Source organism: Hongsoonwoonella zoysiae (assembly GCF_013266695.1).
GTDB lineage: Bacteria > Pseudomonadota > Alphaproteobacteria > Rhizobiales > Stappiaceae > Hongsoonwoonella > Hongsoonwoonella zoysiae.
Genome location: NZ_JABRXF010000001.1, coordinates 186,667 through 212,983 on the forward strand (window position 1 = coordinate 186,667; position 26,317 = coordinate 212,983).

Consider the following 26,317-nt stretch of genomic DNA (forward strand, 5'->3'; position numbering starts at 1 on the left):
CTTCGTCCGAAGATCCGCCTTGTCCGCACGAAGTTACGGACAGACCACTGTTTGAAGCCATCCACACGGGAACAGCAAAAATGTCCACCGAAAAAGACAAACACGGTCATCACGACCATCTTCGCGAAGGCGAGAGCTACTACGCCGCGCGCACGAAGGCGTTGGAGTCTCTGTTTCGCGAGAAGAAGCTTATCGGCACCGACACGGTCGATCGCGTGATCAACTTCTTCGATCTGGAAATGGGCCCCTTCAATGGCGCCAAGGTTTGCGCCAGGGCGTGGACGGACGGAGAGTTCAAGAAGCGCCTCCTCGATGACTGCAACGCCGCCATCGCGGAACTCGGACTGCGTGACGGCATCGAGGGCGAAAACCTGAAGGTCGTGGAATGCACGCCCAAGGTCCATCACATGGTGTCCTGCACGTTGTGTTCCTGCTGGCCGTGGCCGCTCCTGGGCCTGCCGCCCTACTGGTTCAAGGATCCGGTCTTCCGGGCCCGTGTCGTGCGCGAGCCGCGCGAAGTCCTCAAGGATTTCGGCGTCGAACTCGACCCGTCGGTAAGGGTCGAAGTCTGGGACAGCAGCGCGCAGATCCGTTACTTCGTCCTCCCGAACCGTCCCGAAGGCACTGAAGGATGGGATGAAGAGAAGCTTGCCGCGCTCATCTCCACCGAAGCGATGCAAGGACTGGATCTCGTTACGGCCTGATCTTCATCACTTCGCAGGTACAGCAGGAACGGAGAAGTAAAATGGAACATTCAGCGGCCACAGTCACGAGGCCAGTTGCAATTACAGAACAACTTAAAGCGGTATCCATCCTCACCGCACTTGGGATGTTCATCGTGTTCGGCGTCGGTTTCGCCCAGATTTCGGCGGCACATAACGCCGCTCATGACACGCGGCACGCCATAGGATTCCCCTGCCACTAGTGCTCCGAATCCGACATTCGCCTCCCGCTTCTGGTTGCGTTCGGGCAAATGCCGGAATCGAAAGGAGCACTGGTACCCCTGAGTTCGAAGGAGCGAATACAGGAAGTCCTGACACGTTCAAAGCGTTCAGCATGTCCGCATCGAGGCGTCTTTGCCACGGCGCAAGTTGAACTCCCCGGCGCCCACCTCCCAAGGCCCGGACCTGGGAGGTGGCCTGACCCCCTTCAGGCCGCCTCCCCGTTTATCAGACCGCGATGCGTGGCCGGCCCGGAAGACAAACAGCCGAAGGGCCGGCCCGCCGAACCGCCGGCATCGTCGCAGACAGACAAGAAGCGCGACATGCCACTGAAGACGAAGGCTGCGGACCAACACCGCGATGCCAAAGCCGGCGGAGAGGGAAAGAAAAAAGTGAGGAGCCACTATGTCGAAGATTACTGCACTGGCCATCAGCGTATCGATACTTGGCGGTATCGCCACCTGGTTGTTCCTATCGGTCGGGACGATCCTGATTTGGGCGGCCTTCGTCGCTTGGGCATGCTTTTATTTTTCAGGGGGTGATGAGGCCGCCCTGAAAAGCACCATCGCCTCGAATATTTTCGGCGTGATCGTGGCATCCACCACGGCAGTGGTGATCCTCGCAGTGCCGATGGCCGATCAGATCGGGGCGAATATCTGGGCAAGCCTTGTCGTGACCGCTTCGATCGCGATCTACATCCTGGCAGCCAATATCGCGATCATCTCGTCGATCCCGGGGACGACCCTCGGATATGCGGCCACTTTCGCTTATCTGCTGCAGACGCCGGACAGGCTCTCGCTGCAGGCGGTTCTGTCCCTCAGCCTTGAGAGTTCCTATCTCGTCGTGCCGCTTTCGATGGTGATCGGTGCGCTATTCGCCTACGCCTCGGCAAAGGCTGCCGAGGTGATTTCGGTACAAACGCAACCCGGCTGAGGCCGGCCTCCAGGACCGGGTCGGAAGGGGGTAGCCATGTGAAATGGCCCAAGTCCCACTCCCGTCCCGGCTGTGGCAACAAACATTGGAACCCGTGGCTGACCGTCCGATGAGGGGCCGACCTGCAGGGACCACCGCAAAACCGGCACAACCCTTTCGCCAACAAGCGTGAGTGACATGACCAAAGGCAAGAAAGACAAGGATACGGTACCGATCGGCTTAGTCTTTTCGCTAACCGGTTCGTACAGCACGATCGGCCAGGAAATGCACAATGGTGCCATGCTGGCGGTTCAGGAGGTCAACGCCTGTGATGATTTCGATTTCAAGCTTGTGCCGACGACACAGGATCCCGGCGGAGATCTGACGAACTACCGCACCATGTGCGAAGGCCTTCTGCGCCAGGGCATGCGACACGTTGTCGGATGCTACACCTCGATTAGCCGCAAGGAAGTCATCCCCGTCTTCGAAAAGCTCGACGGTTTGCTCTGGTATCCTTCGCACTACGAAGGTTTCGAGCACTGCGGCAACGTCATCTACAGCGGCGCCTCGCCAAATCAGCATATCGTGCCGCTCGCCGCCTACATGCTGCAGGAATATGGCGACCGGGCCTATTGCATCGGCTCGAATTACATCTGGGCCTGGGAAAACAACCGCATCCTGCGCGAGATAATGACCGGATGCGGCGGTACGGTGGAGTTCGAAAGGTATCTGCCGGTCGGTTCTCTCGATGTCGACCGTATCGTCAGCGAAATACTGGCGGTCAAGCCGTCCTTTGTCTTCAGTTCATTCATCGGTACGTCAAGTTACGCCTTCATGGAGAAGTTCCAGAGCGCGCGTAGACAATTCGAAGGGCTGGAAGCGGGCGAAATCCCGATCTGCAGTTGCACGCTGTCCGAGCCCGAACTGAAGAAACTGAGCCCGGCGGCCGTTTCGGGCCATATTGCGTCGAGCGTCTATTTCCAGAGCATGAAGCGGGAAGAAAACGACCGTTTCGTAGCGGCCTACAAGAAGAGATTCGGCGCGCAGAGCGTTACTTCTGCCGATGCGGAAGCATCCTACAATGCAGTGAAGTTACTGGCGTTAGCGATACAGCGATCACAGTCTCAAAATATCGATGATGTCAAGCAAGCCCTTTATTCAATCGAGTTCGAAGCCCCTCAAGGCTTGGTAAAAGTGGATCAGGACAATAATCATTGCTACCTGACGCCTTCACTTGGCATTTCCAATAAAGACGGTCAATTCGATATTATTTGGTCATCCAGCAAATTTGTTAAGCCGGATCCTTATCTTGTCAATTTCAATTCACAGGAGTTCTATAAAAATGTCAAACTGAAGAATGGGCCGTCGACCCGCAAAGACCGTACCCGGCTGAGGATGGTCCAATGAGCAGGTTCAGACTACCGAACTTCTCTGGCCAGAGGGCCATGGTTGTCCACCCTGAGGACGCGAACACCAAACTTCTGACGGAGCAGTTGAGGAAACTCGGCCTGCGCACCGAAACGTCGTGGCCCGCGCACGGTATCAAGGTGGACGATTTCGACGTCCTGTTCTTCGACGCGGACCGTGGCTGTTCGGAGCAATTCCGCTGGGAGCCGGGGGCTTCGCCGATACCGCTGATCGCGCTTCTGGGGTCCGAAGCGCCTGGCCGTATCGAGTGGACGCTTTCGCAGATGCCGGCGGCCTACATCCTCAAGCCCGTTCGTTCGACCGGCGTATTCAGTGCATTGGCGATTGCCTTTCACAATTACGAATACATGGAACGGATGCAGCGAAAAATTGCGGATCTGGGCGATCGTCTTCGTGCAAGGCCATTGGTGACGGAGGCCATCCAGATGCTCGCGGTCGAGTTCGGTCTCGGTAACAGCGATGCCTACCGCGTGTTGAGAACACAGGCCATGCGCAAGCAGGTGTCGGTGGAAGCACTTTGCGAGCAGATCGTGGCGTCCCGTTCGTTGGCGCCCCTTCACTGGCGCGGCGACACGGCTGAAAGCAGATAGCCGTCATTCCAAGTCGATGCAAAAGGCCGCGGTTTTCGCGGAACGACGGCGCTCGCCCTGTCAACCATCCACCGCGGTCGTTTGGGACGAAGGCACAGGACGGGGAGCCCCGTTTGAAATTTGAAATCGAAGGAGGTTGATATGGAATGGTTGAACAGCTCATGGATGCACCGCGAAGGCCTGGCACGCGGCAGCGAAGGAAGAACGCATCACCTGACCGAGGAAGCCCAGGGCAAATACCACTATGTCTACGGCCCGTTTCCGGATCCCGTCCTTCAGGTCGCGCCTGGTGACCTCGTGGTGGTCGAAACGAAAGATGCCTTCGAGGGCAAGATCGAGCGGGAAACCGACAGCCCATCGGAAATCCTCAATGTACCGTTTCTCAACCCGCAATGCGGGCCGATCGCCGTCGAAGGCGCGGAAAAGGGCGATATCATCGCGATCAGGATCCACTCGATCAAACCGCGCGGGCCGCAACCGGTCGGCACGACGGCGTTGATCGCGGAATTCGGCGGACTTGTCGGAACGGCTCATACCGCGGTTTTGAACGAAGCGCTTCCGGAGAAAGTGAAAAAGATGAACGTTACGGAAGATGGCGTTGAGTTCAATAGCAAGATTACCATCCCCTACGAGCCTTTCATCGGAACGTTGGGCGTCAGCCCGGAGATCGAGGCTGTAACGTCGCTGCAGCCGGATTACTGGGGCGGGAACATGGATGTCCCGGATGTCGCGCCAGGAGCGATCGTCTATTTTCCGGTGCACCGCAAGGATGGATACGTCTACCTCGGCGACTGTCATGCAGCACAGGGGGACGGCGAATTGTGCGGCGTCGCGGTCGAAATGGCATCGACGACCACAATCCAGATCGACGTCATCAAGAACCGCCACATTGCCTGGCCGCGCCTCGAAAACGAAGATTTCATCATGACGCTCGGCTCTGCACGACCGATGGAGGATGCGGCCCGCATTGCCTACCGCGAACTCATCAACTGGCTGGTCGAAGATTACGGATGGGACAAGCTCGAAGCATATTTCTTTCTCACCCAGGCTGGCCGCGTCAGACTCGGAAACATGGTGGATCCGAAGTACACCATCGGGGCGTCGATCGCGAAATCCTATCTCGCGTAACGGTCGGTCTAAGCCCGTATATCCTTACTAGGCGCTCATAATTTCAGCGCTGCGATCGTGTAGTGATTAGCACCCTGCCGGGATTTTTCGGCAGGGTGAAGTAAATACGCGAATTTTACATATTTAAAATATACTAATATATGGAGACCCTCATTATTTTACTGTTTAGTATGCGTTTATCAAATAATCTACTGAGTTATTTTCTTTTTTGCTTTTTTTATTGCTATTATTTGCGGTTCATGATGTAATTTTTAAACGCTCTCGGCCGTGGAGTAAGACGGCTTCGGGAGTTCTGAAAAATATCGTGCCACGGCACACAGGCATCGCAGCCTCCCGGGTTTTCACCCGAGGGGCTTTTTTTGTGTTTGCGCCAGAAGGGGAAGGAGCACCGAAATGCAGAATCTCGAGCAGAGCTATATCGATACTCTAAACGGCAGCGTTGCGGAGCCGCCGCGCCGCTGCGACCGGCTGACGTTCGATGAACCCTGGCAAAGTCGCGCCTTCGGAATGGTGTTGGCGCTGTCGGAGGACAAGGTCTTCGATTACGAGGATTTTCGCCAAAGCCTGATCGCCACGATCAGCGACTGGGAGAAGGGGCACAGCGTCGACGACCAATCCTGGGAATACTACGAGCAGTGGCTGAGGGCATTCGAGCGACTGGCGGTGAGCCGAGGGCTGGTTTCAGCCGAGGAAATCGATCGACGTACGGAAGAGTTCCGGAACAAGACGCGTACCGAATCCTTCTGAACGCGCGGTCATCAATGCCGATACGAACACATTGGGCGAGGTGAGAGTTTCGAAAGGATATCGCCTCGCGGGATTCAGTGACCTGAGGATCGTCCAAATGCTTCAGCGCTTGTTGACAATAGCCATCGTCGCCGGTGTGATCGCCGGGGCCGGCGCCACGCTCTTTCAGCTCGTCTATTCCGTTCCGATGATCGAGGAAGCTGAGCTTTACGAAACTGGAGCGGCGGCTTCAACCATAACCGCCCAATCCGGAACCGCCGCCACGGCTAGTGGCCACTCCCACGATCTTGGTGCTTTTCAAGGGCACGCACATGGCGAGGACGAGTGGCAGCCGGCGGGCGGCTTAGAGCGAAATCTCTATACGTTCGCCTCGAATATTCTCGCCGCGGTGGGTTTCGCCCTGCTTCTGGTCGCCTGCCTGTTCCTGAGCGGGCGCGCAATAAACGCGGGAACGGGTGCTCTTTGGGGAGCAGCCGGATTCGCGGCATTCAGCCTTGCTCCCTTTTTCGGGTTACCTCCTGAACTTCCGGGCATGACGGCTCCCGATCTCGTCGACAGGCAAATCTGGTGGGTCGGCACGGCGTTGTCGACGAGCATCGGTATTGCTTTGGTTGCCTTTTCCGTTCGCGGGCTTTCGAGATGGGCGGGGATCGCTGCCGGCACCTTCTTTATTCTGGCGCCGCATGCCGTTGGCGCACCTGAATTGAGCGGCCACGCTGCAACCTCGAACGTGCCCGCGCACCTTTCGGCCAAATTTGCTGTCGCCTCGCTGGTGCACGGAGCGGTTCTATGGGTCCTCCTCGGAGTTGTCGCGGGATGGCTCTTCGCCAAAAGGTTTGGCGACTATGGCGACGGCAAGCCTCAGGGAGCCTGAAAGCCCACCTTCTGCGGGTGCGAAAACCGAACTTCGATCGGGCTTGCGGGTCCGGTCGAAAAGCCTTCTCGAGATGGCCACGGCTTGGTATTTGCTCCCACTGCAATTGGCGATTTCGGGGATGCCCGGAACAGGGTTCTGCTCCCTATTCGGTGCGCGTGTCTTTGACGGGGCGGGTCACGAAAATTTGGTTCGAGTTGCAATGTTCAAATGGCTAAATTTCAGCATAAAAATCCATTATGGCAATAACCACTATCATCGAGTCTTAAGTAATGGGAATTCGTAAAGTCAACAGGAAGTGTTCTAAGAAATTTTTCGCAGTATTTACGCTAGGGATTATTTGTTCTTTTAATAGCCCGCAGACAACGCTTGCTCAAGGAGTAGCTAACTCCGCCGGTGCCGAAGGGCAGGTGCCGGGTGCCGCCGGCGCCAATTGGGTCGTGAATTGTAGCGAAGCGTCGCAAGGCACCGGTTCACGGTGTCGAATGGCGCAGAACATCGTGGTCCAGGAATCCGGCCAGCGATTGTTGACCGTTCTGATCGAGCAGCGCCCGAATTCGGAGCAACTTGCGCTCGTTCTAGCCCTTCCGCATGGATTGTTCCTGCCTGCCGGGGCAAGCCTTCAGGTCGACGAGGGAGACAATATCGCCCTTCCGATCCAGACCAGCGATGCCGGAGGCGCATACGCCGGGACGGCAGTTTCCCAGGATTTGATTGCGGCGATGAAAAAGGGCGGCACGCTGAAGGTTTCATTTCAAACCGCCCAACGCCAACCGGTGACCGTTCCCGTCACGCTGATCGGCTTTTCCGCCGCCTATCAGAAGCTGGCGAATTAAGCCGGCGATGAGCGCTTCTCCCCTTCAGGGCGACTTTTCGAGCAGGACGTTTTACGGCGAAACGATTGTGCTCGATGGAAGCGAATTTCGCGATTGTTCCTTCAAGGATTGCCAGTTGACTTATTCCGGCGGCGCGCTGCCCGTGCTGTCGGGCTGCGGGTTCGAGCGCTGCCGCTGGGCCTTCGGCGAGGAGGCCGGCAGAACGCTCTCCTTCCTGAGTGCGCTTCACGCCGGCGGGTTTTCTTCAATGGTGGAGGAAACGCTTTCGGCCATTCGCGGCGGATCGCTCTCGACGATCGAAGAGGCGCAACAGCCGGATAGCCGGGCATCGTCGGACGCTGGCACGTCGAGGCCGAATCGTATCGACCTTGGCTTCGGCGTCTTCCCGGTGCCAAGGATCGTCAAGGTCGAGAAACCGCGCAGTTAGTACCGGCAGCTCAGGTAGCGCTTTAAAGCCTTAAACCTCAGGCAAGCGATTTAATACAATCGAAGGACACCCGGGCGTTGGCGAATAATTTTTGATGGCCATTGCGCCCGAGCCTTGTAGTGCTTCGACTAGTATGCTCGCGGCGGAATACCGAGAGGGCGCCAGCGTGCCTCTCTCATGGATTTCGTGACTATGGAGATCAATTGAAGGCTGGCTGGGGCAGCGGGCCAGCGATATCGTCGACCGTTCCCACCGAGGAGACATTAGCAGTCGAGCCCCCGCTTTGATTGTTCGCCGCGATATTCGCAAAATCCACGACGTTAAGATCGCTGGGTGTTAATCCTGAGGCTTCTTCGAACCTGTAGGAGTTTGTCGCGCCTAGGGCATTGTTACCGCGCACGTCGAGGTTCAGTGTGGCGGAATTGCCCCCGACGCTGGAGTCCCTTGCGAGGAAGAAGAAGTTGTGGCCGACCGATCCCTGATTGGTAACCGTGTTGTTGAGTACCGTCAGGTTGACGGTGCCCGCGCCGGAACTGAACGGATCGAGGATGGCGCTTATGCCGCCTGTGCGAGTGCTATCCGACAGGTTGACGGTTACATTGTTATTTTCGATTAGAATGTTGCTATTCGATGTCGAACTCGCGGAATCATTGGTAACGACGGCGATGCCTGCGTTTTCAAACAATGCTTCGTAGCCCACGGGCCTCGTCGCATCTCCGACAGTGTTGCCTCTCACGACCGCGTCGAAGTCTGAGATCGCCCCGCGCGGTGATATGTAGATGCCGGTACGCCCGATATCGTAGATCTGGTTGTTCAGGATCTGCGCGTCGACCTTGCCACCTACTGTAGACTGCTCCAGTGCCAACACCTCGATGCCGCGTTGTCGCGAGGTGCCTGGCGTATCGAGACCGTTGACCACATTGTCCTGGATGATCGTATCGAGCACCGCGCTATTGTTCTGCTGGACGATAATCTGACCCGAGAGCGACCCGCCCTTACCGGTGTCGGTGAAGGTGTTGCCGTCGATCAGCACATTGGCCGTAGCACTCTGCTGAACTGTGATAGCGAGATTGTTCTGGCCATTTATGTCATGCGCGTCCTGGAAGGTATTGCCGACGATATTGACGTCCACGGTCCCCGTGGAACCTGACGTATTGCCGATTCCAACTGTTACCGCCGTCCCGCGGGCTCCCGTGAACGTGGAGTTGCGGATGTCAAAGGTTCCGTTCACCGTTCCTTCCGTAGTGAAAACCACATTGGCGTTGCCGTTGACTGCTGCATCTCCAGGTGTCGGATCGGCGTGATCGACGGTGATGTTGTCGAGCGTGAAGGACGTGAAGTCGGTGTTGACGTTCGTGAGCCTGATGCCTGCGAAGTTGGACGTATCGTCGAGGCCCTGAACGAGCGAGTTGTTATCGATGCGATTCACGCCCGTGATGTCGAACGCCTCCCAGCCGGTGCCGATCGGGTTCAGGATGGTCACGCCGGAAAGGGTGATGTTGCCACCGCGCACGCTTTGAACCGCGTGGTCATTTGTGACGGCGGCGATAGCGGCGCTGTTCGCCGAGTTGCCCGCGTTCAGGATATCGAGCGACTGCAGGACAACGTTGAAGGCGTCCGTCAGTTCGACGCCGTCGCCGGTCGTGTTTTGGATCGTGCCGCCGGAGGCGTTGCGGGCAAGCGATCCGTCGCCCGTAACCCTGAAGACGCCGCCCGTATTGCCCGTGTTGTTGAGCACGATGCCATTCGCCGCGCCGTTGACGGAGACGGATCGTAACGCGAATCCGTCCGCGCCGATGGTTGAATTGTCGATATTGACCCCGGTGCCTGTCGTCGTCGACACGCTGGAGTTCATCCCTGTTGCCGTGATCGTTCCGCCGCCTGTGGCGTTGATGCCGATACCGGAAGTTGTGGTGATCGAATTGGTGGTCCCCGAAATTTCAGCGATGCCACCGTTCATGACATTGAGGGCCGTGTTGCCGCCCGTATTCAGGTTCAATCCGCCGGAAAATTGCACCGTGGCGTCGCCGCCGTTCTGATCGTTGTTGTCAAGGTTGATGCCCGCGCCCGTATCGGTGACCGCGCCTGAGAAGGTAATCGCATTGCCGCCTGTAGCGCCGGAATTGGTCACCTCGACAGACCGGGCCGTACCGGAGGTCGAGATCGTTGTCCCGATCGCGATGTCGGCGGACGCGTTGTTGATGTCCACGCCCCGCGCCGTCGCACCGATGATCGCCCCGCCTGCGATATCGAGCCCGGTCGAGAGGCTGGTTTGCGACAGGGCATCGATCAAAATGCCTTGTGCCGCGCCGGTGGAATCGACGCTGGCGAGGTTGAAGCCTGCATCGCCGATGGTCGTCGTTGAGAGATTGAGCGCGCCGCCAGTGCCGGACGTGATCGTGTTGTTTGCACCAGAAACTGTCACGGTACCAGCATTATTGGTGAGGAAACCCGAGCCGCTCGTCGTGTCGATATCGAGCCCGCCACCCGTGAAGTTGAACGTCGCCGCGCTGCTGTTCGTCAGGCTCACGGCTGTGTTGGTGCCGGTATTCAATACCTTCGAGGCGCCGGAGAAGGTCACTGTCGCACCGCCAAGCTGATCGGCGCTGATGCCCGTGCCGCCAGTCGCGTTGATATTGCCGCTGATATTGACGGTGCTTCCAAGTGCAAGGGTTCCAAGGTCAGCTACGCGTCCGGTCGATGTGACGATATCCTGACCGATGCTGATTGTCGCGTTTCCGCCCATGATGTCGACGGCTGCAACGGTTGTGTTCTGGATCGTGCCCGCCGAGCCGGTGTTGAGCGTGCCGGAAATCGTGCCGCCGCCTGACGTATCCTCTAGCGACACACCGCGATCCGCGCCATTCGCCGAGACGGAGGAGAATGCCTGCCCGAGGACGATCCCGCCGCCGCTGTTGGCGATGTTGATCGCCCGGTCGTCGCCGGAGGAGATGGTGCCGTCCGCCACATTTACGGTGACGGCTCCCGCAGTGCTGTTGTTGACGACGAAGCCCGCGCCATCCGCCGCCGTATCGTCATTATCGATGTTGAGTGTTCCAAAGGAAATCGTCGAACCGCCGGAATTGGTGATTTCGACACCCGCGCCATCCGAACCGGTGACATCCGCCGTGCCTGTTACGGAGAAGGACGAGCCGGACACAAGCTCGAGATCGAGGCCGGAACCGGTGGCGTTCTGAGATGTCACATTGGCAAGCGTGATATCGACCAGCGTCGGGTTAATGAAGATCGCCGTGCCGTTGTTCGAGGTGATCTGGTTGTCTCCGTTCGGATCGAGGATATCGACTGTGCCGGAATTCCGCGCGCGCAGGCCGAACGCACCTGTTCCGTTCACCGTCACGTCGACGCCGTTGAACGTGTAGGTGCCGGCGTTCGCGCCGCCAGCGTCGAGGCCGAGGTCTATGCCGTGGCCGGCCGCTACCGTGTTGGTGATCGTCGTGCGTCCGTCGAAGGAGACATCGCCACCCGAATTGCTGATCGCGATGCCGGCGACGGCGGCTTCGGTGATCGTCGTCGTGCCTGCGATGGAGATGGCCTGGCCGGCAGCGTTGAAGCCGTCGACGGCGATGCCGGTGTCCACGCCGTTCACCGCGACGCTTGCGAAGTCGATGTCGATACCGGTTGCAGCGTTCGTTATGTTGGTGACCGAAATACCGGTTGTCGAGGAACTGACGTCGACAGCGCCGAAATCGATATCGACGTTGGCGCCAGCGATGTCCTGAATGGAAATCCCGCTGTCGTAACCGGCGAGCGTCAGGTCGCTTGAGAAGTTGAAGGCAGACGCGGCACCCAGGCTGTCGAGCAGGATGCCGGTGTTGCCGGCCACTCCCGTTCCCGAGGTCGTTACACCGTTGAAGCTGTAGGAGCCGGTGCCGCCTGTCACGCTGGCGATGCCGCCGCCGGCGCTTGCGATGCCGGAGTTCTGTACGGTCGCCGTGCCGTTGAAGCCGTTGAAGGAGAATGCAGCCTGCCCGCTCGTCACGTTCTGCACCGTGACGCCGTCCACCATGATTGTGCCGTTGGTTGCGCCTACGGTGAAGGCGTCGCCCGCCCCCGTGCCGTCGATCGTCAGATCGGCGATCATGCCCGCGCCAAGGAAGGAGAAGACGTCCGCCCCACCGCTGTTCGAGATAGAGACCGATGTGCCACCGGTGTTGCCCTCAGTGCGGCTGATGTCGATGGTGCTCGAGCCGAGACCGGAGATATTGATCGGCGCGCCGGCGACCGTCACGCTCGCGCCATTGTCGAAACCGGTGACGCTCTGCCCGTCGTCAAGTGTGAAGGTGGTGCCACCGAAGTCGTAGGAGCCGTCGAGGAAGACGAAGGTCTGGTCGGTGTCGGTGGCGGCAAGCGCCTGCGCCACGGTGAAGGGGTTGAGCAGCGAGCCGTCGCCGGTACCGATTCCGGCGTGGACGAACTGAAGATCCGAAGGCTGGAAGGCAGCGTTGCCCGTAAAGGCGACATCCTCGAAGTTATACGTGCCTTGCACCGTCTGCACGCCGATCGTGTCGACTGTGATGCCGCTCGCGACGTCGATTGCGCTGTTGGTGCCGTTCACATCGACGCCCGAACCGTCGCCGAAGGTGAAATTGGCGCTCGCCGCCGTGGCGGCGGTGTTGTCCGAGGCAAGCTCGACACCGATGGCACTTGCGCCCGAAAGGGTGATCGCGGACCCGGTGGCGAAGCCGATCGAGCGGTTGTTCTGGGTGGAAGACAAGTCGATACCCGTGCCGTCCGTACCCATGATGGACGTAACGCCGAAGGTGGCGGGCGCATCCGCGCCGGTAAAGTCTACGCCGGTCTGACCCGCGCCGACGCCCGTGATTGTCGTATCGCCGAAGGTGACCTGACCGTTCGTGCCCTCGATGTCGATGCCGGCGGTGTTCGCAGTGCCGCCGAGGGCGATATTCGTCGTGCCGAAATCCACCGTACCCGAGTTGCCGGTGAGCGAAATGCCGTCGCCGTCGGCACCCGAAATATCGACGGAGCCGAAGCCGATGGATGCGGTGGAATTCGAAACCGCGATGCCGGCTCCGCCGGCGGACGTTCCCGCGATCGTCACGTCGCCGCCGGAAAATGTGCCCGCGCCGCCAATGCTGTTGAGCGAAACGCCCGCGCCGGGAGCCGTGCCGGTTACGCCGATGGACGAGAAATCGATGCCGCCGCTCGCGATGTCGACGCCGTCGAGATCGAGCGCCGTGCCGTTCGCGGAGGAAACGGAGCCCGAAGCAACCGCGATCGACCCGCCGCCGGACGCCGAAAATCCGGTCTGACCATTTGTTGCGACATCAAGTCCGCCGTTGAAGGCGACCGTGGAGGCCTGGCCGTTATTGTCGATCGTGACGCCCCCACCGCCGCCAAGCGCGGTGTTGGTTCCAAGTGCCACGGAGCCGCCGAAGGTGACGTTGCTTGCCGCCATCGCGCCGGAAACGGAAATGCCTCCCGCCGTCGCGCGGTCGGAGGAAATATCGCCGAAGTGGCTGAAGGAGCCGCCGACCCGGCCGGAAATGCTGACGGCGAAGCCATCATCATTGGCAATGGTGCTGTCCGCGTCGAAGGTAATCGTCGCATTGCCGCCGTTGATGGAAAGCGCATTGCCGCCTTCGATGTCGACGTCGCTCGCCTGGACAGTGCCCGTGACGCCGTTCAGCTCGACCCCGCCCTCGGAGTTCGTCGCGCCCTGGCCGATGCCGACGCCGGAGATCGTCAGATTGGCGATGTTGGCTGCGCTGATCGCGTAGCTTCCGGCGGCGTCGTTGCCGAGGTTGATATTGGCGATGGCGACATTATCGCCATTGACCTGCACCGTGTCGTCGGCGGTGTTTACAAGCGTTGCCGCGCCCCTGTTGTCGCCGACGCGCTCACCGCCGTCCGGGATGTCGTCACCCTGGATGGTGTCGGCGATTATGAGGCCGTTCGTCGCGTAGGTGGCGCCGTTGCCGAAGGAAGCGAGCGTGATGTCGTCGTTGGCAAGCGTCAGCGTCATCGTTGTCGAATAGACGCCGTCGTTGATCAGCACGATGGTCGCGCCGCCCATGTTGGTGTTCGCGAAGGTGATCGCATCGCCAAGTGAAGCGGCTTCGGCGATGCTCGTTCCGTCGCCCGTGCCTATGCTTGAAACGAAAAAGGTGCCGGCAAATGTTGCGAAGTTGAAAGTGTCGATGGTCGTGGACGAGAAATCGTAATCCCCCTGTCCGTCCATGACGCCTTCGCCGTCGAGCGCCGTTGCGGCGTCGATCGTCCCGCTCGACCAGGTCAGATCCGCCTCGCCGGCGACACCGGCCGAACCATTGATGCCGAGCACCACACCGGTTTGGAGGTCGGAGGTGTTGCCGGTGCCAATGGTCACGCTCGCAGTGCTGGAGCTGCCGGAAAGGTCGACGCCGGTGCCGCTCGAGGTGCCGCTGCCGGATATATTGACGGTACCGGCTGTCACTGTTGCATCAAAGCCGCTGGAAAGGTTGAGCCCGGCTCCGTCGGCCACGCCCGATATATTGACGGTGCCGAAGCTGACCGTCGCGCCCGACGTGCCGGTCAGGTCGATGCCGTCGCTCGCCGTGTTTGCGCCGAGCCCGTCGATGTTCGTGGTGCCGGAAAAACTGAACGCGCCGCCGCCGTCGATGTCGATGCCATCGTCCCCGACATTGGCGACGGAAACGCCAGACGCGTCGACCGCGCCCGTGTTGTTGGAAAAGCCGAGGCCGTCGCCGGTCACATTGCTGATCGAGATATTCGATAGCGTCGTCGTGCCGGAATTGTTGTTGATGACGATGCCGTTCGTTCCGCCGTCGATGGTGATGTCGGAGATCGTCGCGGCGTGATTGTTCAGGAACAGGTTCGTCCCGCCGATCCCGGCAAAGTCAATGCCCACGATTGTCGCGTTTGATGCGCCGGTAACATGAATGCCGTCGCCGCTGGTGTTCTCGACGTTGAGGTCGCGCAACGTGAAATCGGAAACATTCGCCCCAGCGATAGCTTGCGCGCCGCCCTGGATCGTCAGGTCGGAGATGGTGACGTTGTCCGCGAGCGTGATCGTGTCGATACCGGCCGCGCCATCGATCACGGCGTTCGTCGCGCCGAAATTGAAAGTCGTCACATTGCCGCTGGCGAGCTGGACCGGGATCGAGCCGCCGCCGCCGACAAGTGTCTGACCCTGAAGAAGCATTACGCCGGACGTAAGGTCGATCGTGCCGTTGCCGCCGAGCGCGACGACGATGCCGTTTTGCCCGGCGTCGGTGATGGCGTCGGCAAGGTCGGTCGGGTCGACCTGCGTGCCCGCGCCCGCGCTGTCGTTGCCGTCGGTGAAGTGGACATGGCCATAGGCGTTGCCGGTCACAGGATTCACGACGGGGGTGGTAAATGTACCGGTCGCCTGTGTCGTCTCGCCCGTGCGCACGATCGCTTCGCGGCGCACGCTCTCGTCGAGGCGCTCCTGCAAGGCCGAAAGGGCAGGGGCGTCATGCGCCTCTCCGTCGCTTCCGCCGAACAGCGGGATCCGCAGCCGCGCGGTCGCGAGCCCGTCGACCTCGTCATCCTGATTGTAGACGGCTTCCGCGCCGAAGGTGAAGCGCGCACCTTCAAGGCCAAAGGGGTTCTCGAGGCGGTATTCCAGGCCGAGACGCGCGCCCGACTGGTGTTCGAAGCCGTCCCTGTCGAAATGATAGGCGCCCGCGTAGGCGCGGAACTGGTCATCGCTGAATGGCGAATCCAGAAGCGCACCGAGCTCCGCCCCGATGCCGTAAAGCGGAGCTTCGACGCGGTCGTCGAGAACCGTCGTCTCCACCAGTGAATTTCCGACGACCGACACCCCGCCCTGGCTCGTTCCGCTGCCGAACTGTTCTTCGCCGCCGAGCGGGATATAGCCGTTCACCCTCAGGTCGAATCGGGAGGTGAAAGCTTCCAGGCCAATGCCGAGCCCGGCGTAAAGATTGTCGTTGTCCGTGCGGATACCGTCGATGAACGCGTTCGCGCCGATCGCGAGATCGGGCGCGACGATCCGCCGGGCGCCGATCCCGAGCGAGGAATAGCCCGTGCCGCGATCTTCCGTCGTCAGCCGCAGGTCGAGGAAGACAAGCGATTCCTCATCCTGCCCAAGGGGGACGAATCCTTCCAGGAACGCCGCCGCCTCGTCACCCGCCTGGCCGCCGGCTTCCAGCCAGGTCTGCCAGCGTGGAGCCTGGCTATCCGCGAAAGCTGTATCGCCACTTGCCCAGCCTACTGCGGCTAGGCAGCTACTCGACAGTAGGACGCTTCTAACCTTGATGGCCCGCGCCCCGGGAGAAAGCCGCCTATGCGCCTGCGCATCTGTTGAATTGAGAAAATTCGCGGCATTCAAATCGCTCATATTCAACAACTTCCGCACAGGTTACCAAATTGAAACTCTACAATTGCGCTAACACATTCCGTCGCGGACCGCTCGCCGCTTCGACCTCAAATTGTTGTGATTGGCCCGACTGTCAATAGTTGCAAAACTTTGGGATCCAAAGTTGATGCAAGAAATAATCAATTTCTGTCCCAATTAATAATTTCCTTAGAATAAAAAATATATAACTTACTCAATCTATAAATATAGATTAATATTTACAAATATTTTTTAAATATAAATATATCAAACTCAAATTTACACATATAGAAATTGCTTAAATAAGCAAAATATAATTCGGTAGCGCTCAATATATTTGATTGGCCATTGCTACCGCGAGTAAATGTCTGACAGCGCCAAGCAGCGTTCCCGCACTTTAAGGTCACGGACCTCATAAACACGGCTGGAATGCCGCTTGAAACGGCAAAGAGATGCAAGAGCATTTTCCGTTCGGATCATTTCGATCCGAACGACAAGAATATGCTCAAGGGACTGGATCTGGAGCGTTATCTTGTCAATCAGGTGAGATCACCTGATCGGAAAGCGCTCCGGGAGAAGCGCGCGGGGCGGGTCTGCCACCCCGTCGAGCTCTTCGATGCAGCAGGTCGAAACCGTTTACGCCTCCGCGGAGCAACCTGCGCTCGGACGGAAGAAGCGGTGCGATGATGACCCATTCCTCGTCTGCCAGATCGCCGCGTGCCAAGAATGCCTTCTGAGAGGCATGTTAGAATCAGAGCCTGCCTGATTTGGGAACACCTTTTGTAAAAAGACTCCAGCCCAGACCGGTACCATGTAAATTCAGCCGAGTAACGCCTAAACGCCTGCCAACATTCGCCGTTTCACGTGCCGAAACAAGGAGAATGCCAGCCCCTTCATCCCCCGCCAGGCGGCCATGGAGATATCCGCTCATGATCAAGGAGGGCGTGCCTGATCTCGCCAGCTTGCCCAGATCGCTATCGAACCAGTTTCACAGGCCGGCCTGAAAGCCCATTTCGTGGAGCCCTGCACAGCACCATTCAATGGGCCTTTCCCGCTAAAGCATCTCCGCGCAAGCGGCGAGCGTAAAGGCGATGGATCATGCTCCGGTCAGGCCGGGCGTGACCTCGACGGGGCGTCCTTCGGACAACGAGCGGTTGGCAGCTTCTGCCAGCGCAAGGGCATTGACGCCATCCTGGATACCGGCGGGAACCGGCTTTCCATCAACGCAGGCATCGACAAAGGCCGACCATTCGATCGCATAGGCGCGCATGTAACGTTCGAGGAAGAAATAGACCGGCTTGGCGGACATGACGCCGGCGGCTGTGGACTTTACCACGGTGTTCTCGATCTCGTTCTCCGCCGCCAGCGTGCCTGCGGACCCAAGAACTTCCACCCGCTGGTCATAGCCATAAGGCGCGCGCCTCGAGTTGCGGATCGTGGCGATACGCCCGTCTTCGTAGGTCATGACAACGACGGCGGTATCGACATCGCCTGCTTTACCGATCTCCGGATCGACGAGGCAGGAGCCATGCGCCATAACCGTCTTTGGCAACCCGAAGAGGAAGGAGCACATGTCGAAATCGTGGATCATCATGTCGCGGAAAAGCCCGCCCGACACCTTGATATAGCTTACCGGCGGCGGGGCTGGATCGTAGGAGGTGACGGCCAGAAGCTCGCCCTTGCCGATTTCGCCGCTGTCGAGAGCAACCTTCAGGGCAGCGAAGTTCGGATCGAAACGACGGTTGAAGCCCATCATTACCGGCTTGCCGTGGCCCGCAGCAACCTTCCGGATGCCAAGCGCACGCTCGAGCGACAAATCGATAGGTTTTTCGCAAAAGATCGCCTTGTTCGACTTTACCCCAGCCTCTATCAGGTCCGCGTGGGTGTTCGTGGAAGAAGCGATGAGAATCGCGTCGATGGAAGCGTCGGCAAGAATATCGCCGGCGGAGCGGGCTTTTATGCCGTGCTCGAGGGCCAACGCGTCGGCAGCCTCGCTCACGACGTCGGTGACGGCGACAAGTTCCGAGCGGGGGTCGGTCTTGATCGAGGCGGCGTGAACCTTGCCGATGCGGCCCGCGCCAAAGAGTGCGACTTTCATGGGTTTTCCTTTCACATAATGGCGCAGCGGTGCTACCGGACCGGGTCGCCGAAGGCCTGGGTTACGTGTTCGGGGCCGAGCGCGCCGGCAATATCGGGAAACGCATTGCCCTTTGCGGCGGCCGTGCGGAGAAAGACAACAGCTTCGACGGCCTTGAGATCGCCGGCATAGCGCCTGCCGCGCGACAGGCAAGGGTGTGAGCCTTGCACGTGAGACCATTACAGATAAGCCCGGAGCCGTGTTCCATGTCTTCCTCAATTATGGAATTTTTATTCCAATTTGGTGATGAACCGCTATGCTGGCCCTGTCAAGCCAGGAGATGCGCATGAGCGAACAAACCCCACTTCAGGCAGCGCCAGGCAGCGTGTCCGAACTGTTGGAGAAGCTGGATGGCACGATCGACGGCTTGCCCAAGCGACTGAAGCAATGCGCCAGCTTTACACGCCGCCACCTGCATCTGGTAGCCGTGTCGACCGTTTCAGAAATGGCTGGAGCATCGGGCGTGGCGCCGTCGGTGTACATGAGGTTTTGCCAGGCGCTCGGCTTTTCGGGCTACTCCGAAATGCAGGATCTTTTCCGCGCCCGTTACACCGAGTTCCGGCCGAACTACGAAGAGCGCCTCGCGAACCTGCGCGAGGAAGGCGCGATAGGGACCGGACGGCTGCTGGCGGATTTCGCGGAATCAGGGCATAAATCACTGATATCATTGGCAAACACGGTGACGACAGATCGGCTGGACCGCATTGCGCGCGGGATGGCTTCGGCACGCGTTGTGCATCTGGTTGGCCTGCGCCGCGCCTTTGCCGTGGTAAGCAGCATGTCATATCTCTTCGACAAGCTGGGCGTTGCGGCAAACCTGCACTACGGCGCGGGCATGCTCAATACCGCTGGAACGATCTTCCCCGAAGACGCGCTCTTTGCCGTGACGTACGCCCCATTTTCCGAGGAGACCGTCCGACTTGCCGAAACCACGGCCAAGCAGGGCATCACGGTCTTCGGCCTTACGGATTCCGAGCGCTGCCCGATTGCCGAATGGGCCAGCGAAATGCTGATTGCGCGAGAGGACGAAGTTGCCGGCTTTCGTGCCTTGAACGCATCCATCACCTTGACTACGACATTGGCCGTTGCCGTCGGGGCTTTACAGAAACGGAGTTGACAGTTCGCCTGATTCACCGTAAATGGAATAAATATTCCATCCTATCGGGCGATGATGGAGTAAGCACCCGGTGCAAGCCGGATTTCCAAAGGGGGAGGAGTGACCCCGTTGAGGTATCAGGGAGGTATCATGACCAAATTCTTCAAGACGGCCGCCTTTGTTGCGGCGATGAGTTTCGCCGCACCGGCTGTCGCCGAGGACATCCTCGTCGTCGTGCACGGCCAGGCCAACGACCCGTTCTGGTCGGTCGTGAAAAACGGCGTCGACGCAGCCGCCAAGGATACGGGCGCGAACGTCGAGTTCCGCTCGCCCGAAACCTTCGACATGGTTCAGATGAGCCAGATGATCGACGCGGCCGTGAACCAGGAGCCGGACGGCCTGGTCGTCTCGATCCCCGACGCGGATGCGCTCGGCCCGTCGATCGAGCGTGCCGTCGCCGCGGGTATTCCGGTGATTTCGATGAACTCCGGCTCGGACGTTTCGAAGAAGCTGGGTGCTCTGCTCCATGTCGGCCAGGACGAGTTCACGGCCGGTGAAGCCGCCGGCGTGAAGCTGGCCGAGATGGGCGGTACCAACGCGATCTGCGTCAACCAGGAAGTCGGAAACGTCGCTCTCGACCTGCGTTGCGAAGGTTTCGCCAAGGGCTTCGGCGGAACGGTCGAGGTTCTTCCGACCTCCAACGATCCGGCCGAGGTCGAGGCGAAGATTCGCGCCGCGCTTGAATCGAACCCCGATATCGACACCGTCATGGGCCTTGGCGCGAGCACGGTGGGCGAACCGGCGGTCGCAGCCGTAGAAGCCGTCGGCCGTACCGGCGATGTGAATGTCGGAACCTTCGATATGTCCGCAAGCTTCCTGCAATCGGTTGTGGACGGCAATGCCGCTTTCGCGATCGACCAGCAGCAGTTCCTGCAGGGTTATCTCCCGGTCGTTTTCCTTTCACTGAACGCCAAATACGGCCTCATTCCAGGTGGCAACGTTCCTTCGGGCCCGAACCTGATCACCGCCGACAAGGCCGGCCAGGTGATCGAACTGTCGGCGCAGGGAATTCGCTAAGCCGCGACGCTTTCATGCGGCAAAGGGGGCCGTGGTGTGTGAACCCGCCACGGCCCTTTTGCATCAGCGTGCCAAGGGAGGAAACCAATGTCGGACAGCACGTCTCAATCCGCCGTGGACGAACGTCTCAAAAGTGAGGGTTTCGGCGCTCGCCTGATGAAACGTCCGGAACTGGGTGCCATCGCCGGCGTCATTCTCGTGACGGCCTTCTTTCTTGCGACGGCCGACCCCGCAATGTTCACGCTGTCTGGCGTGGTCAACTTCATGACGCCCGCCTCGCAGCTCGGAATCCTGGCCATCGGCGCCGCACTCTTGATGATCGGCGGAGAGTTCGATCTCTCCATCGGTTCGATGGTGGCTTTCGCCGGCCTCTTCTTCGCAGCCGCCACCGTGACCATGGGTTTGCCGCTCAGCATCGCGATTCCCGCGACATTCGCCTTCGCCGCACTGATGGGTTCACTTAACGGCTTCATCGTCATCCGCTCCGGCTTGCCGTCGTTCATTGTGACGCTGGCCTTCCTTTTCATCCTTCGCGGTCTGTCTCTCGTGGGGTTGAAGCTCGCCACCGGCGGCTCGACGCAGCTTCGCGGCGTGCGCGATGCGGTCGAAGGTGATTGGCTCGCCCCGTTCTTTTCCGGCGATGCTTTCGGCGGACTGTTCGCATGGCTCGCGGAAAACGGGCTGATCGAAACCTTCAAGAACGGCGCGCCGAAGGTTCCCGGTTTTCCTATCGAGATCGTCTGGTTTCTGATCATTGCGCTCCTGGCAACCTGGGTTCTGCTTCGCACACCCGTCGGAAACTGGATTTTCGCTGCGGGCGGAGACGCCAACGCCGCCACGAATTCGGGCGTGCCCGTGCGCAAGGTCAAGATCTCGCTTTTCATGGTGACCGCATGCTGCGCGGCACTGGTGGCGATCATCACGGTGATGGATGCTGGTTCGACTGACGCGCGCCGTGGTTTCCAGAAGGAGTTCGAAGCGATTATCGCCGCGGTCATCGGCGGCTGCCTTCTGACTGGCGGCTACGGTTCCGCAATCGGCGCATTCTTCGGGGCAACCATCTTCGGGATGGTGGTCATCGGCCTGACCTACACCTCCTTCGACCAGGACTGGTTCCAGGTGTTTCTCGGCGGAATGCTGCTGATCGCAGTTCTGTTCAACAACGCGATTCGCAAGCGCGTGACGGGGGAGCGTTGAGATGTCCGAAGACACAAAATTCCACCACGGCGATGTGCCGGATCGCGCGCCCATCGTTGAAATGAAAGACATCGAGAAGCACTTCGGCAACATCATCGCACTTGCCGGCGTCAGCTTCGATGTGAAGCCGGGCGAATGCCACTGCCTTCTCGGAGACAACGGCGCCGGCAAATCCACCTTCATCAAGACCATGTCCGGTGTACACAAGCCTACGAAGGGCGAGATCTATTTCGAAGGCAAACCCATGTCCTTCGACAGCCCTCGCGATGCGATGGAAGCCGGAATTGCGACCGTGTTTCAGGATCTAGCCATGATCCCGCTGATGAGCGTGACGCGGAATTTCTTTATGGGACGCGAGCCGACGAAGGGCAGCGGGCCGCTGAAGCGGCTGGACATCGACAAAATGAACGCGACGACCATGGAGGAGATGCGCCGTATGGGCATCAACCTGCGCGCCCCCGACCAGGCCGTGGGGACCCTTTCGGGTGGCGAACGGCAAACGGTCGCGATCGCGCGCGCGGTGTATTTCGGCGCCAAGATCCTGATCCTCGACGAGCCGACCTCGGCCCTTGGCGTGCGGCAGACGTCGAACGTTCTGGCCACCATCGACAAGGTGCGCAAACAGGGGATCGGCGTGGTCTTCATCAGCCATAACGTGCGCCATGCCCTGGCAGTGGGAGACCGGTTCACGGTGCTCAACCGGGGCAAGACGCTCGGCACGGCGAAGCGGGGCGAGATCTCGCCGGAAGAGCTGCAGGACCTGATGGCGGGCGGCCAAGAACTTGCCGAACTCGAAGGCTCGCTTGGCGGGACGGTCTGATGCCCAAAACCCTTGATCTGATCACCATCGGCCGAAGCTCCGTAGACCTTTACGGAGCACAGATCGGCGGCCGCCTCGAAGACATGGGTTCCTTCGACAAGTACATCGGAGGCTCTCCCACCAACATTGCTTGCGGTACAGCGCGACTGGGGCTGAAGTCGGCGGTCATCACCGCTGTCGGTGACGAGAATATGGGCCGCTTTATCCGCGAGCAGCTTGAACGTGAGGGCGTCGACACCCGCGGTGTCAAAACCGATCCCGAGCGTCTGACGGCGCTTGTCCTGCTCGGCATCCGCGACCAAGAGCAGTTCCCGCTGATCTTCTATCGCGAGAACTGCGCCGACATGGGCCTTACGGTTGACGACATCGATCCGGACTTCATCCGCGAGGCGCGCGCGGTCGTGGCCACCGGCACCCATCTGAGCCACCCGCGCGTGGAAGCCGCCACGATAAAGGCTCTCGAAATCGCGCGCGAGGCGGGGATGAAAACCGCGCTCGATATCGACTACCGGCCGAACCTGTGGGGCGTCGCGGGTCATGGCGAGGGCGAGAGCCGGTTCGTCGCCAGCGAGCGGGTCACGTCCAAGCTGCAGTCGACCCTGCACCTCTTCGACCTGATCGTCGGCACCGAAGAGGAATTTCATATCGCGGGCGGCACCACCGACACGGTGGCGGCGCTGCGCGCGGTGCGTGCCGTCTCGAAAGCGACGCTCGTGTGCAAGCGCGGCCCGCTTGGGGCTGTGGCCTTCGCCGGCGAGGTGGCGGACACGCTGAATGAGGGCGAGAGCGGCCCCGGCTTCCCGATCGAGGTCTTCAACGTCCTCGGCGCGGGTGACGGGTTCATGTCCGGCCTGCTGAAAGGCTGGCTCGACGGTGAGGACTGGCCGACCGCGCTCAAATACGCCAACGCCTGCGGCGCCTTCGCGGTCAGCCGGCACGGCTGCACCCCGGCCTATCCGAGTTGGGAAGAGATGCAGTTCTTCTTCCGGCGGGGGATCATACGGCCGGATCTGCGAAACGACGTGGAGCTTGAACAGATCCATTGGGCGACGAACCGCAAGGGCGATTGGTCGACGATGCGGGTCTTCGCCTTCGACCATCGCCTCCAGATGGAGGAAATGGACGGCGCGACGAACGAAAAGATCGGCCGGTTCAAGGAGTTGTGCCTAAAAGCCGCTCTTGGTGTCCAGGGCGGTGCGGCGGGCTACGGCATTCTCTGCGATGGCCGGCTCGGCCGTGATGCCCTCTACAAGGCTGCCGGCACAGGCCTGTGGATCGGCCGCCCGGTCGAATGGCCGGGCTCCCGGCCGCTCGCGCTCGAGCCGCAGATTGGCCCCGATTACGGCCGGCTCAGGGAATGGCCGCGCAATCAGGTGGTGAAGTGCCTGTGCTTCTGCCATCCGGATGACGATGAGGGCATGTGGCAAGCGCAGGAGCAGACGGTGCTGCGCATTTTCCACGCCGCCCGGCGAAACGATCTCGAGTTCCTGCTGGAGGTGATCCCCTCCAAATGCGGGCCCGTCGATGACGATACGAGCGCCATGGTAATCCAGCGTTTCTACGATCTCGGCGTCTACCCAGACTGGTGGAAGCTCGAACCGTTCAAGACCGAAGCCGCCTGGCAGCAAGCCGTCGACGCCATCGAACGGAACGACCCGCATACCCGTGGCATCGTGGTGCTGGGCCTCGATGCGCCGGAAGACGAACTGGCCGCCAGCTTCGCGCTTGCCGCCGGGCAGCCGCTCGTAAAGGGATTTGCGGTCGGCCGCACGATCTTCGGTCAGGCGGCACGCGACTGGATGGCCGGCATGATCACCGATGAAGAGGCCGTCCGCATGATGGCCGACAACTACACGCGGCTTTGCCGCATATGGGACGAGGCCCGCTCCCGGGCCGCTGGGGAAGCCAAATGAACAAGACCATCCGCCTCACCGCCGCCCAAGCTCTGGTAAAATGGCTCTCCGTCCAGATGAATGAAGACGGCGTGCGCTTCATCGACGGGGTGTGGGCGATCTTCGGACACGGCAATGTGGCCGGGCTCGGGGAAGCATTGCACGGGATCGGCGACGCGCTTCCGACCTGGCGCGGGCAGAACGAGCAGACCATGGCCCACACGGCAATCGCCTTCGCCAAGGCGTCGAAGCGCCGCCGCGCGATGGCCGTGACCTCCTCCATCGGCCCAGGCGCCACGAACATGGTCACCGCCGCCGCCCTCGCCCACGCGAACCGGCTGCCGGTTCTCCTGATCCCGGGCGATATCTTCGCGAACCGCGCGCCCGACCCGGTGCTTCAGCAGATCGAGGATTTCGACGACGGGACCGTCAGCGCCAACGACTGTTTCCGGCCCGTTTCCCGCTATTTCGACCGGATTTCACGCCCCGAACAGCTTTTGAGCGCGCTTCCGCGCGCGCTGCAGACGATGACCGATCCGGCAAAATGCGGTCCCGTGACGCTTGCCTTCTGCCAGGACGTGCAGGCAGAGGCCCATGACTATCCGGAAAGCTTCTTCGAGCCCAGGATATGGCGTATCCGCCGGCCCGAGCCCGACCGGGCGGAACTGGAGGCGGTTGTCGCGGCGCTGAAAGCCGCCGAACGCCCAGTGATCGTCGCCGGCGGCGGGGTGCTCTATTCTTGCGCCGAGCAAACGCTCCTCGACTTCGCGAAAAAGCACAACATTCCGGTGGCCGAGACCCAGGCGGGGAAAGGGGCAATCGACTGGAAAGAAGAAGTGAACCTCGGTTCTCCCGGCGTCACCGGCGGGGACGCGGCGAACGCCGCTCTCGCCCAGGCCGACCTGATCCTTGGTGTGGGCACGCGCTTCCAGGATTTCACCACGGGCTCCTGGACCGTCTTCGCCAACCCCGCTCGTAAGCTCGTGTCGATCAACGTCACGGGTTACGACGCGGCCAAGCATGGCGCGCTTCCTCTTCTTGCCGATGCGAAGGTGGCGCTCGAGAGGATGGAGGCCATGCTTGGCGACAAGCGCTGGCCCGACCGCGACCGTGAAGCCCGCGCCGCCTGGTTTGAGACGACCGACGCCGTCATGGCCGCGCCGAACCGGCAGGGCCCTCCCACCGATGCGCAAGTGATCGGCGCCGTGCAGCGGCAGGCGACGCCCGACACGCTGGTGATGTGCGCCGCGGGCACGATGCCAGGCGCGCTTCACACGCTGTGGCGGTCGAGCCAGGGCGGCTACCACATGGAATACGGCTTTTCCTGCATGGGCTACGAAATCGCGGGTGCCATGGGCATCAAGCTCGCGAGGCCGGAAGCCGACGTTATCTGCTTCGTCGGCGACGGCAGCTACATGATGGCCAATTCCGAACTGGCAACGGCGGTGATGCGCAAGGTGCCGTTCACCATCATCCTGACCGACAATCGTGGATACGGCTGCATCAACCGGCTGCAAATGGCGACCGGCGGTGCGGAGTTCAACAATCTCTACGCCTCCGCCAACGTCGAAGCGCAGCCGGAGATCAATTTCGTGGCGCATGCCGCCGCGATGGGGGCACACGCCGTCAAGGCATCCGACATTGCCGATCTGGAGGCAAGGATCGATGAGGCGCGCGGCAGGGACGTCCCCTCCGTCATCGTCATCGACACCGACCCCTATCCAGGCACCGGTGCCGGCGGGCACTGGTGGGACGTCGCGGTGCCCGAAGTTTCCAAACGGGCGGAAGTGAAGGAAGCCCGGGCGAATTATGTCAAACAGACCGCGCTTCAGCGCGCCGACTGAGGATCATCGGGA

Annotated in this window: 19 protein-coding genes and 1 pseudogene; 17 read left to right on the forward strand and 3 right to left on the reverse strand. The window is 60.3% G+C overall.

What is annotated here, in order from left to right:
• Nucleotides 1-80: 80 nt before the first annotated feature.
• From nthA to HPQ64_RS00930, 10 genes are all read left to right on the forward strand, one after another.
• Nucleotides 81-704: a nitrile hydratase subunit alpha gene (gene nthA / locus HPQ64_RS00885; RefSeq protein ID WP_172886517.1), complete on the forward strand. Its 624-nt coding sequence runs from the start codon at nucleotides 81-83 to the stop codon at nucleotides 702-704.
• A gap of 41 nt (nucleotides 705-745) precedes the next feature.
• A complete protein-coding gene (locus tag HPQ64_RS00890) occupies nucleotides 746-925 on the forward strand; it encodes a CbtB domain-containing protein (RefSeq protein ID WP_172886518.1) in 180 nt (59 codons plus the stop codon).
• A gap of 421 nt (nucleotides 926-1,346) precedes the next feature.
• On the forward strand, nucleotides 1,347-1,874 hold the full coding sequence (locus HPQ64_RS00895) for a DUF1097 domain-containing protein (RefSeq protein ID WP_172886519.1): 528 nt from the start codon (nucleotides 1,347-1,349) through the stop codon (nucleotides 1,872-1,874).
• Between the two features lie 177 nt (nucleotides 1,875-2,051).
• Nucleotides 2,052-3,260, forward strand: coding sequence for a transporter substrate-binding domain-containing protein (locus HPQ64_RS00900; RefSeq protein ID WP_172886520.1), 1,209 nt, complete (start codon nucleotides 2,052-2,054; stop codon nucleotides 3,258-3,260).
• On the forward strand, nucleotides 3,257-3,871 hold the full coding sequence (locus HPQ64_RS00905) for an ANTAR domain-containing response regulator (RefSeq protein WP_172886521.1): 615 nt from the start codon (nucleotides 3,257-3,259) through the stop codon (nucleotides 3,869-3,871). The genes HPQ64_RS00900 and HPQ64_RS00905 overlap by 4 nt, the downstream gene beginning before the upstream one ends.
• Nucleotides 3,872-4,012: 141 nt before the next feature.
• Nucleotides 4,013-4,999 carry an acetamidase/formamidase family protein gene (locus HPQ64_RS00910; protein ID WP_172886522.1) on the forward strand — a complete coding sequence of 329 codons (987 nt, stop codon included), beginning with the start codon at nucleotides 4,013-4,015 and terminating at the stop codon, nucleotides 4,997-4,999.
• Between the two features lie 393 nt (nucleotides 5,000-5,392).
• The gene (locus HPQ64_RS00915; RefSeq protein ID WP_172886523.1) at nucleotides 5,393-5,746 is read left to right on the forward strand and encodes a nitrile hydratase accessory protein; all 354 of its coding nucleotides are present in this window, start codon (nucleotides 5,393-5,395) and stop codon (nucleotides 5,744-5,746) included.
• Nucleotides 5,747-5,843: 97 nt separating this feature from the next.
• Nucleotides 5,844-6,620 (forward strand): CbtA family protein, encoded by a 777-nt coding sequence (locus tag HPQ64_RS00920; RefSeq protein WP_172886524.1) that lies wholly within the window; start codon nucleotides 5,844-5,846, stop codon nucleotides 6,618-6,620.
• Nucleotides 6,621-6,892: 272 nt separating this feature from the next.
• Nucleotides 6,893-7,456, forward strand: a complete 564-nt coding sequence (locus tag HPQ64_RS00925; protein WP_172886525.1) for an invasion associated locus B family protein — start codon at nucleotides 6,893-6,895, stop codon at nucleotides 7,454-7,456.
• Nucleotides 7,457-7,463: 7 nt separating this feature from the next.
• Nucleotides 7,464-7,883, forward strand: coding sequence for a hypothetical protein (locus tag HPQ64_RS00930; RefSeq protein ID WP_172886526.1), 420 nt, complete (start codon nucleotides 7,464-7,466; stop codon nucleotides 7,881-7,883).
• 199 nt (nucleotides 7,884-8,082) lie between these two features.
• Here the strand turns inward: HPQ64_RS00930 and HPQ64_RS00935 are convergent, their stop codons facing one another.
• The 3 genes and pseudogenes from HPQ64_RS00935 to iolG all read right to left on the reverse strand — a co-directional run bounded on the left by HPQ64_RS00935 (nucleotide 8,083) and on the right by iolG (nucleotide 18,340).
• Nucleotides 8,083-16,245 (reverse strand): inverse autotransporter beta domain-containing protein, encoded by an 8,163-nt coding sequence (locus tag HPQ64_RS00935; RefSeq protein WP_172886527.1) that lies wholly within the window; start codon nucleotides 16,243-16,245, stop codon nucleotides 8,083-8,085.
• A gap of 793 nt (nucleotides 16,246-17,038) precedes the next feature.
• A pseudogene (locus tag HPQ64_RS20285) lies at nucleotides 17,039-17,254 on the reverse strand (hydroxypyruvate isomerase); the annotation flags it as partial.
• 84 nt (nucleotides 17,255-17,338) lie between these two features.
• Complete coding sequence (gene iolG / locus HPQ64_RS00940; RefSeq protein WP_172886528.1) at nucleotides 17,339-18,340, reverse strand: inositol 2-dehydrogenase; 1,002 nt, start codon at nucleotides 18,338-18,340, stop codon at nucleotides 17,339-17,341.
• A 29-nt stretch (nucleotides 18,341-18,369) separates the two neighbouring features.
• Here iolG and HPQ64_RS00945 point away from each other — a divergent pair, with 29 nt between their 5' ends.
• The 7 genes from HPQ64_RS00945 (at nucleotide 18,370) to iolD (ending at nucleotide 26,305) form a co-directional block, all read left to right on the forward strand.
• On the forward strand, nucleotides 18,370-18,540 hold the full coding sequence (locus HPQ64_RS00945; RefSeq protein WP_172886529.1) for a hypothetical protein: 171 nt from the start codon (nucleotides 18,370-18,372) through the stop codon (nucleotides 18,538-18,540).
• Between the two features lie 125 nt (nucleotides 18,541-18,665).
• Nucleotides 18,666-19,496, forward strand: a complete 831-nt coding sequence (locus tag HPQ64_RS00950) for a MurR/RpiR family transcriptional regulator (RefSeq protein ID WP_172886530.1) — start codon at nucleotides 18,666-18,668, stop codon at nucleotides 19,494-19,496.
• A 129-nt stretch (nucleotides 19,497-19,625) separates the two neighbouring features.
• Nucleotides 19,626-20,552: a sugar ABC transporter substrate-binding protein gene (locus tag HPQ64_RS00955; protein ID WP_172886531.1), complete on the forward strand. Its 927-nt coding sequence runs from the start codon at nucleotides 19,626-19,628 to the stop codon at nucleotides 20,550-20,552.
• A gap of 87 nt (nucleotides 20,553-20,639) precedes the next feature.
• Nucleotides 20,640-21,749: an ABC transporter permease gene (locus HPQ64_RS00960; protein ID WP_172886532.1), complete on the forward strand. Its 1,110-nt coding sequence runs from the start codon at nucleotides 20,640-20,642 to the stop codon at nucleotides 21,747-21,749.
• Nucleotides 21,750-21,810: 61 nt separating this feature from the next.
• Nucleotides 21,811-22,569 carry an ATP-binding cassette domain-containing protein gene (locus HPQ64_RS00965; protein ID WP_425483803.1) on the forward strand — a complete coding sequence of 253 codons (759 nt, stop codon included), beginning with the start codon at nucleotides 21,811-21,813 and terminating at the stop codon, nucleotides 22,567-22,569.
• Entirely contained in the window at nucleotides 22,569-24,482 is a 1,914-nt protein-coding gene (locus tag HPQ64_RS00970) for a bifunctional 5-dehydro-2-deoxygluconokinase/5-dehydro-2-deoxyphosphogluconate aldolase (protein WP_172886534.1), read from the forward strand. Before HPQ64_RS00965 ends, HPQ64_RS00970 begins: the two co-directional genes overlap by 1 nt.
• Nucleotides 24,479-26,305, forward strand: coding sequence for a 3D-(3,5/4)-trihydroxycyclohexane-1,2-dione acylhydrolase (decyclizing) (gene iolD, locus HPQ64_RS00975; protein ID WP_172886535.1), 1,827 nt, complete (start codon nucleotides 24,479-24,481; stop codon nucleotides 26,303-26,305). The genes HPQ64_RS00970 and iolD overlap by 4 nt, the downstream gene beginning before the upstream one ends.
• Nucleotides 26,306-26,317: the final 12 nt, after the last annotated feature.

Bases quoted from the DNA above. Each gene is read 5' to 3' on its own strand.
- HPQ64_RS00915 (WP_172886523.1), top strand. From the start codon at position 5,393: ATGCAGAATCTCGAGCAGAGCTATATCGATACTCTAAACGGCAGCGTT.
- iolG (WP_172886528.1), bottom strand. From the start codon at position 18,340: ATGAAAGTCGCACTCTTTGGCGCGGGCCGCATCGGCAAGGTTCACGCC.
- HPQ64_RS00890 (WP_172886518.1), top strand. From the start codon at position 746: ATGGAACATTCAGCGGCCACAGTCACGAGGCCAGTTGCAATTACAGAA.
- HPQ64_RS00935 (WP_172886527.1), bottom strand. From the start codon at position 16,245: ATGAGCGATTTGAATGCCGCGAATTTTCTCAATTCAACAGATGCGCAG.
- HPQ64_RS00955 (WP_172886531.1), top strand. From the start codon at position 19,626: ATGACCAAATTCTTCAAGACGGCCGCCTTTGTTGCGGCGATGAGTTTC.
- HPQ64_RS00895 (WP_172886519.1), top strand. From the start codon at position 1,347: ATGTCGAAGATTACTGCACTGGCCATCAGCGTATCGATACTTGGCGGT.
- HPQ64_RS00950 (WP_172886530.1), top strand. From the start codon at position 18,666: ATGAGCGAACAAACCCCACTTCAGGCAGCGCCAGGCAGCGTGTCCGAA.
- HPQ64_RS00960 (WP_172886532.1), top strand. From the start codon at position 20,640: ATGTCGGACAGCACGTCTCAATCCGCCGTGGACGAACGTCTCAAAAGT.
- HPQ64_RS00965 (WP_425483803.1), top strand. From the start codon at position 21,811: ATGAAAGACATCGAGAAGCACTTCGGCAACATCATCGCACTTGCCGGC.
- HPQ64_RS00970 (WP_172886534.1), top strand. From the start codon at position 22,569: ATGCCCAAAACCCTTGATCTGATCACCATCGGCCGAAGCTCCGTAGAC.
- HPQ64_RS00925 (WP_172886525.1), top strand. From the start codon at position 6,893: ATGGGAATTCGTAAAGTCAACAGGAAGTGTTCTAAGAAATTTTTCGCA.
- HPQ64_RS00920 (WP_172886524.1), top strand. From the start codon at position 5,844: ATGCTTCAGCGCTTGTTGACAATAGCCATCGTCGCCGGTGTGATCGCC.
- nthA (WP_172886517.1), top strand. From the start codon at position 81: ATGTCCACCGAAAAAGACAAACACGGTCATCACGACCATCTTCGCGAA.
- HPQ64_RS00900 (WP_172886520.1), top strand. From the start codon at position 2,052: ATGACCAAAGGCAAGAAAGACAAGGATACGGTACCGATCGGCTTAGTC.
- HPQ64_RS00910 (WP_172886522.1), top strand. From the start codon at position 4,013: ATGGAATGGTTGAACAGCTCATGGATGCACCGCGAAGGCCTGGCACGC.
- HPQ64_RS00930 (WP_172886526.1), top strand. From the start codon at position 7,464: ATGAGCGCTTCTCCCCTTCAGGGCGACTTTTCGAGCAGGACGTTTTAC.
- HPQ64_RS00905 (WP_172886521.1), top strand. From the start codon at position 3,257: ATGAGCAGGTTCAGACTACCGAACTTCTCTGGCCAGAGGGCCATGGTT.
- iolD (WP_172886535.1), top strand. From the start codon at position 24,479: ATGAACAAGACCATCCGCCTCACCGCCGCCCAAGCTCTGGTAAAATGG.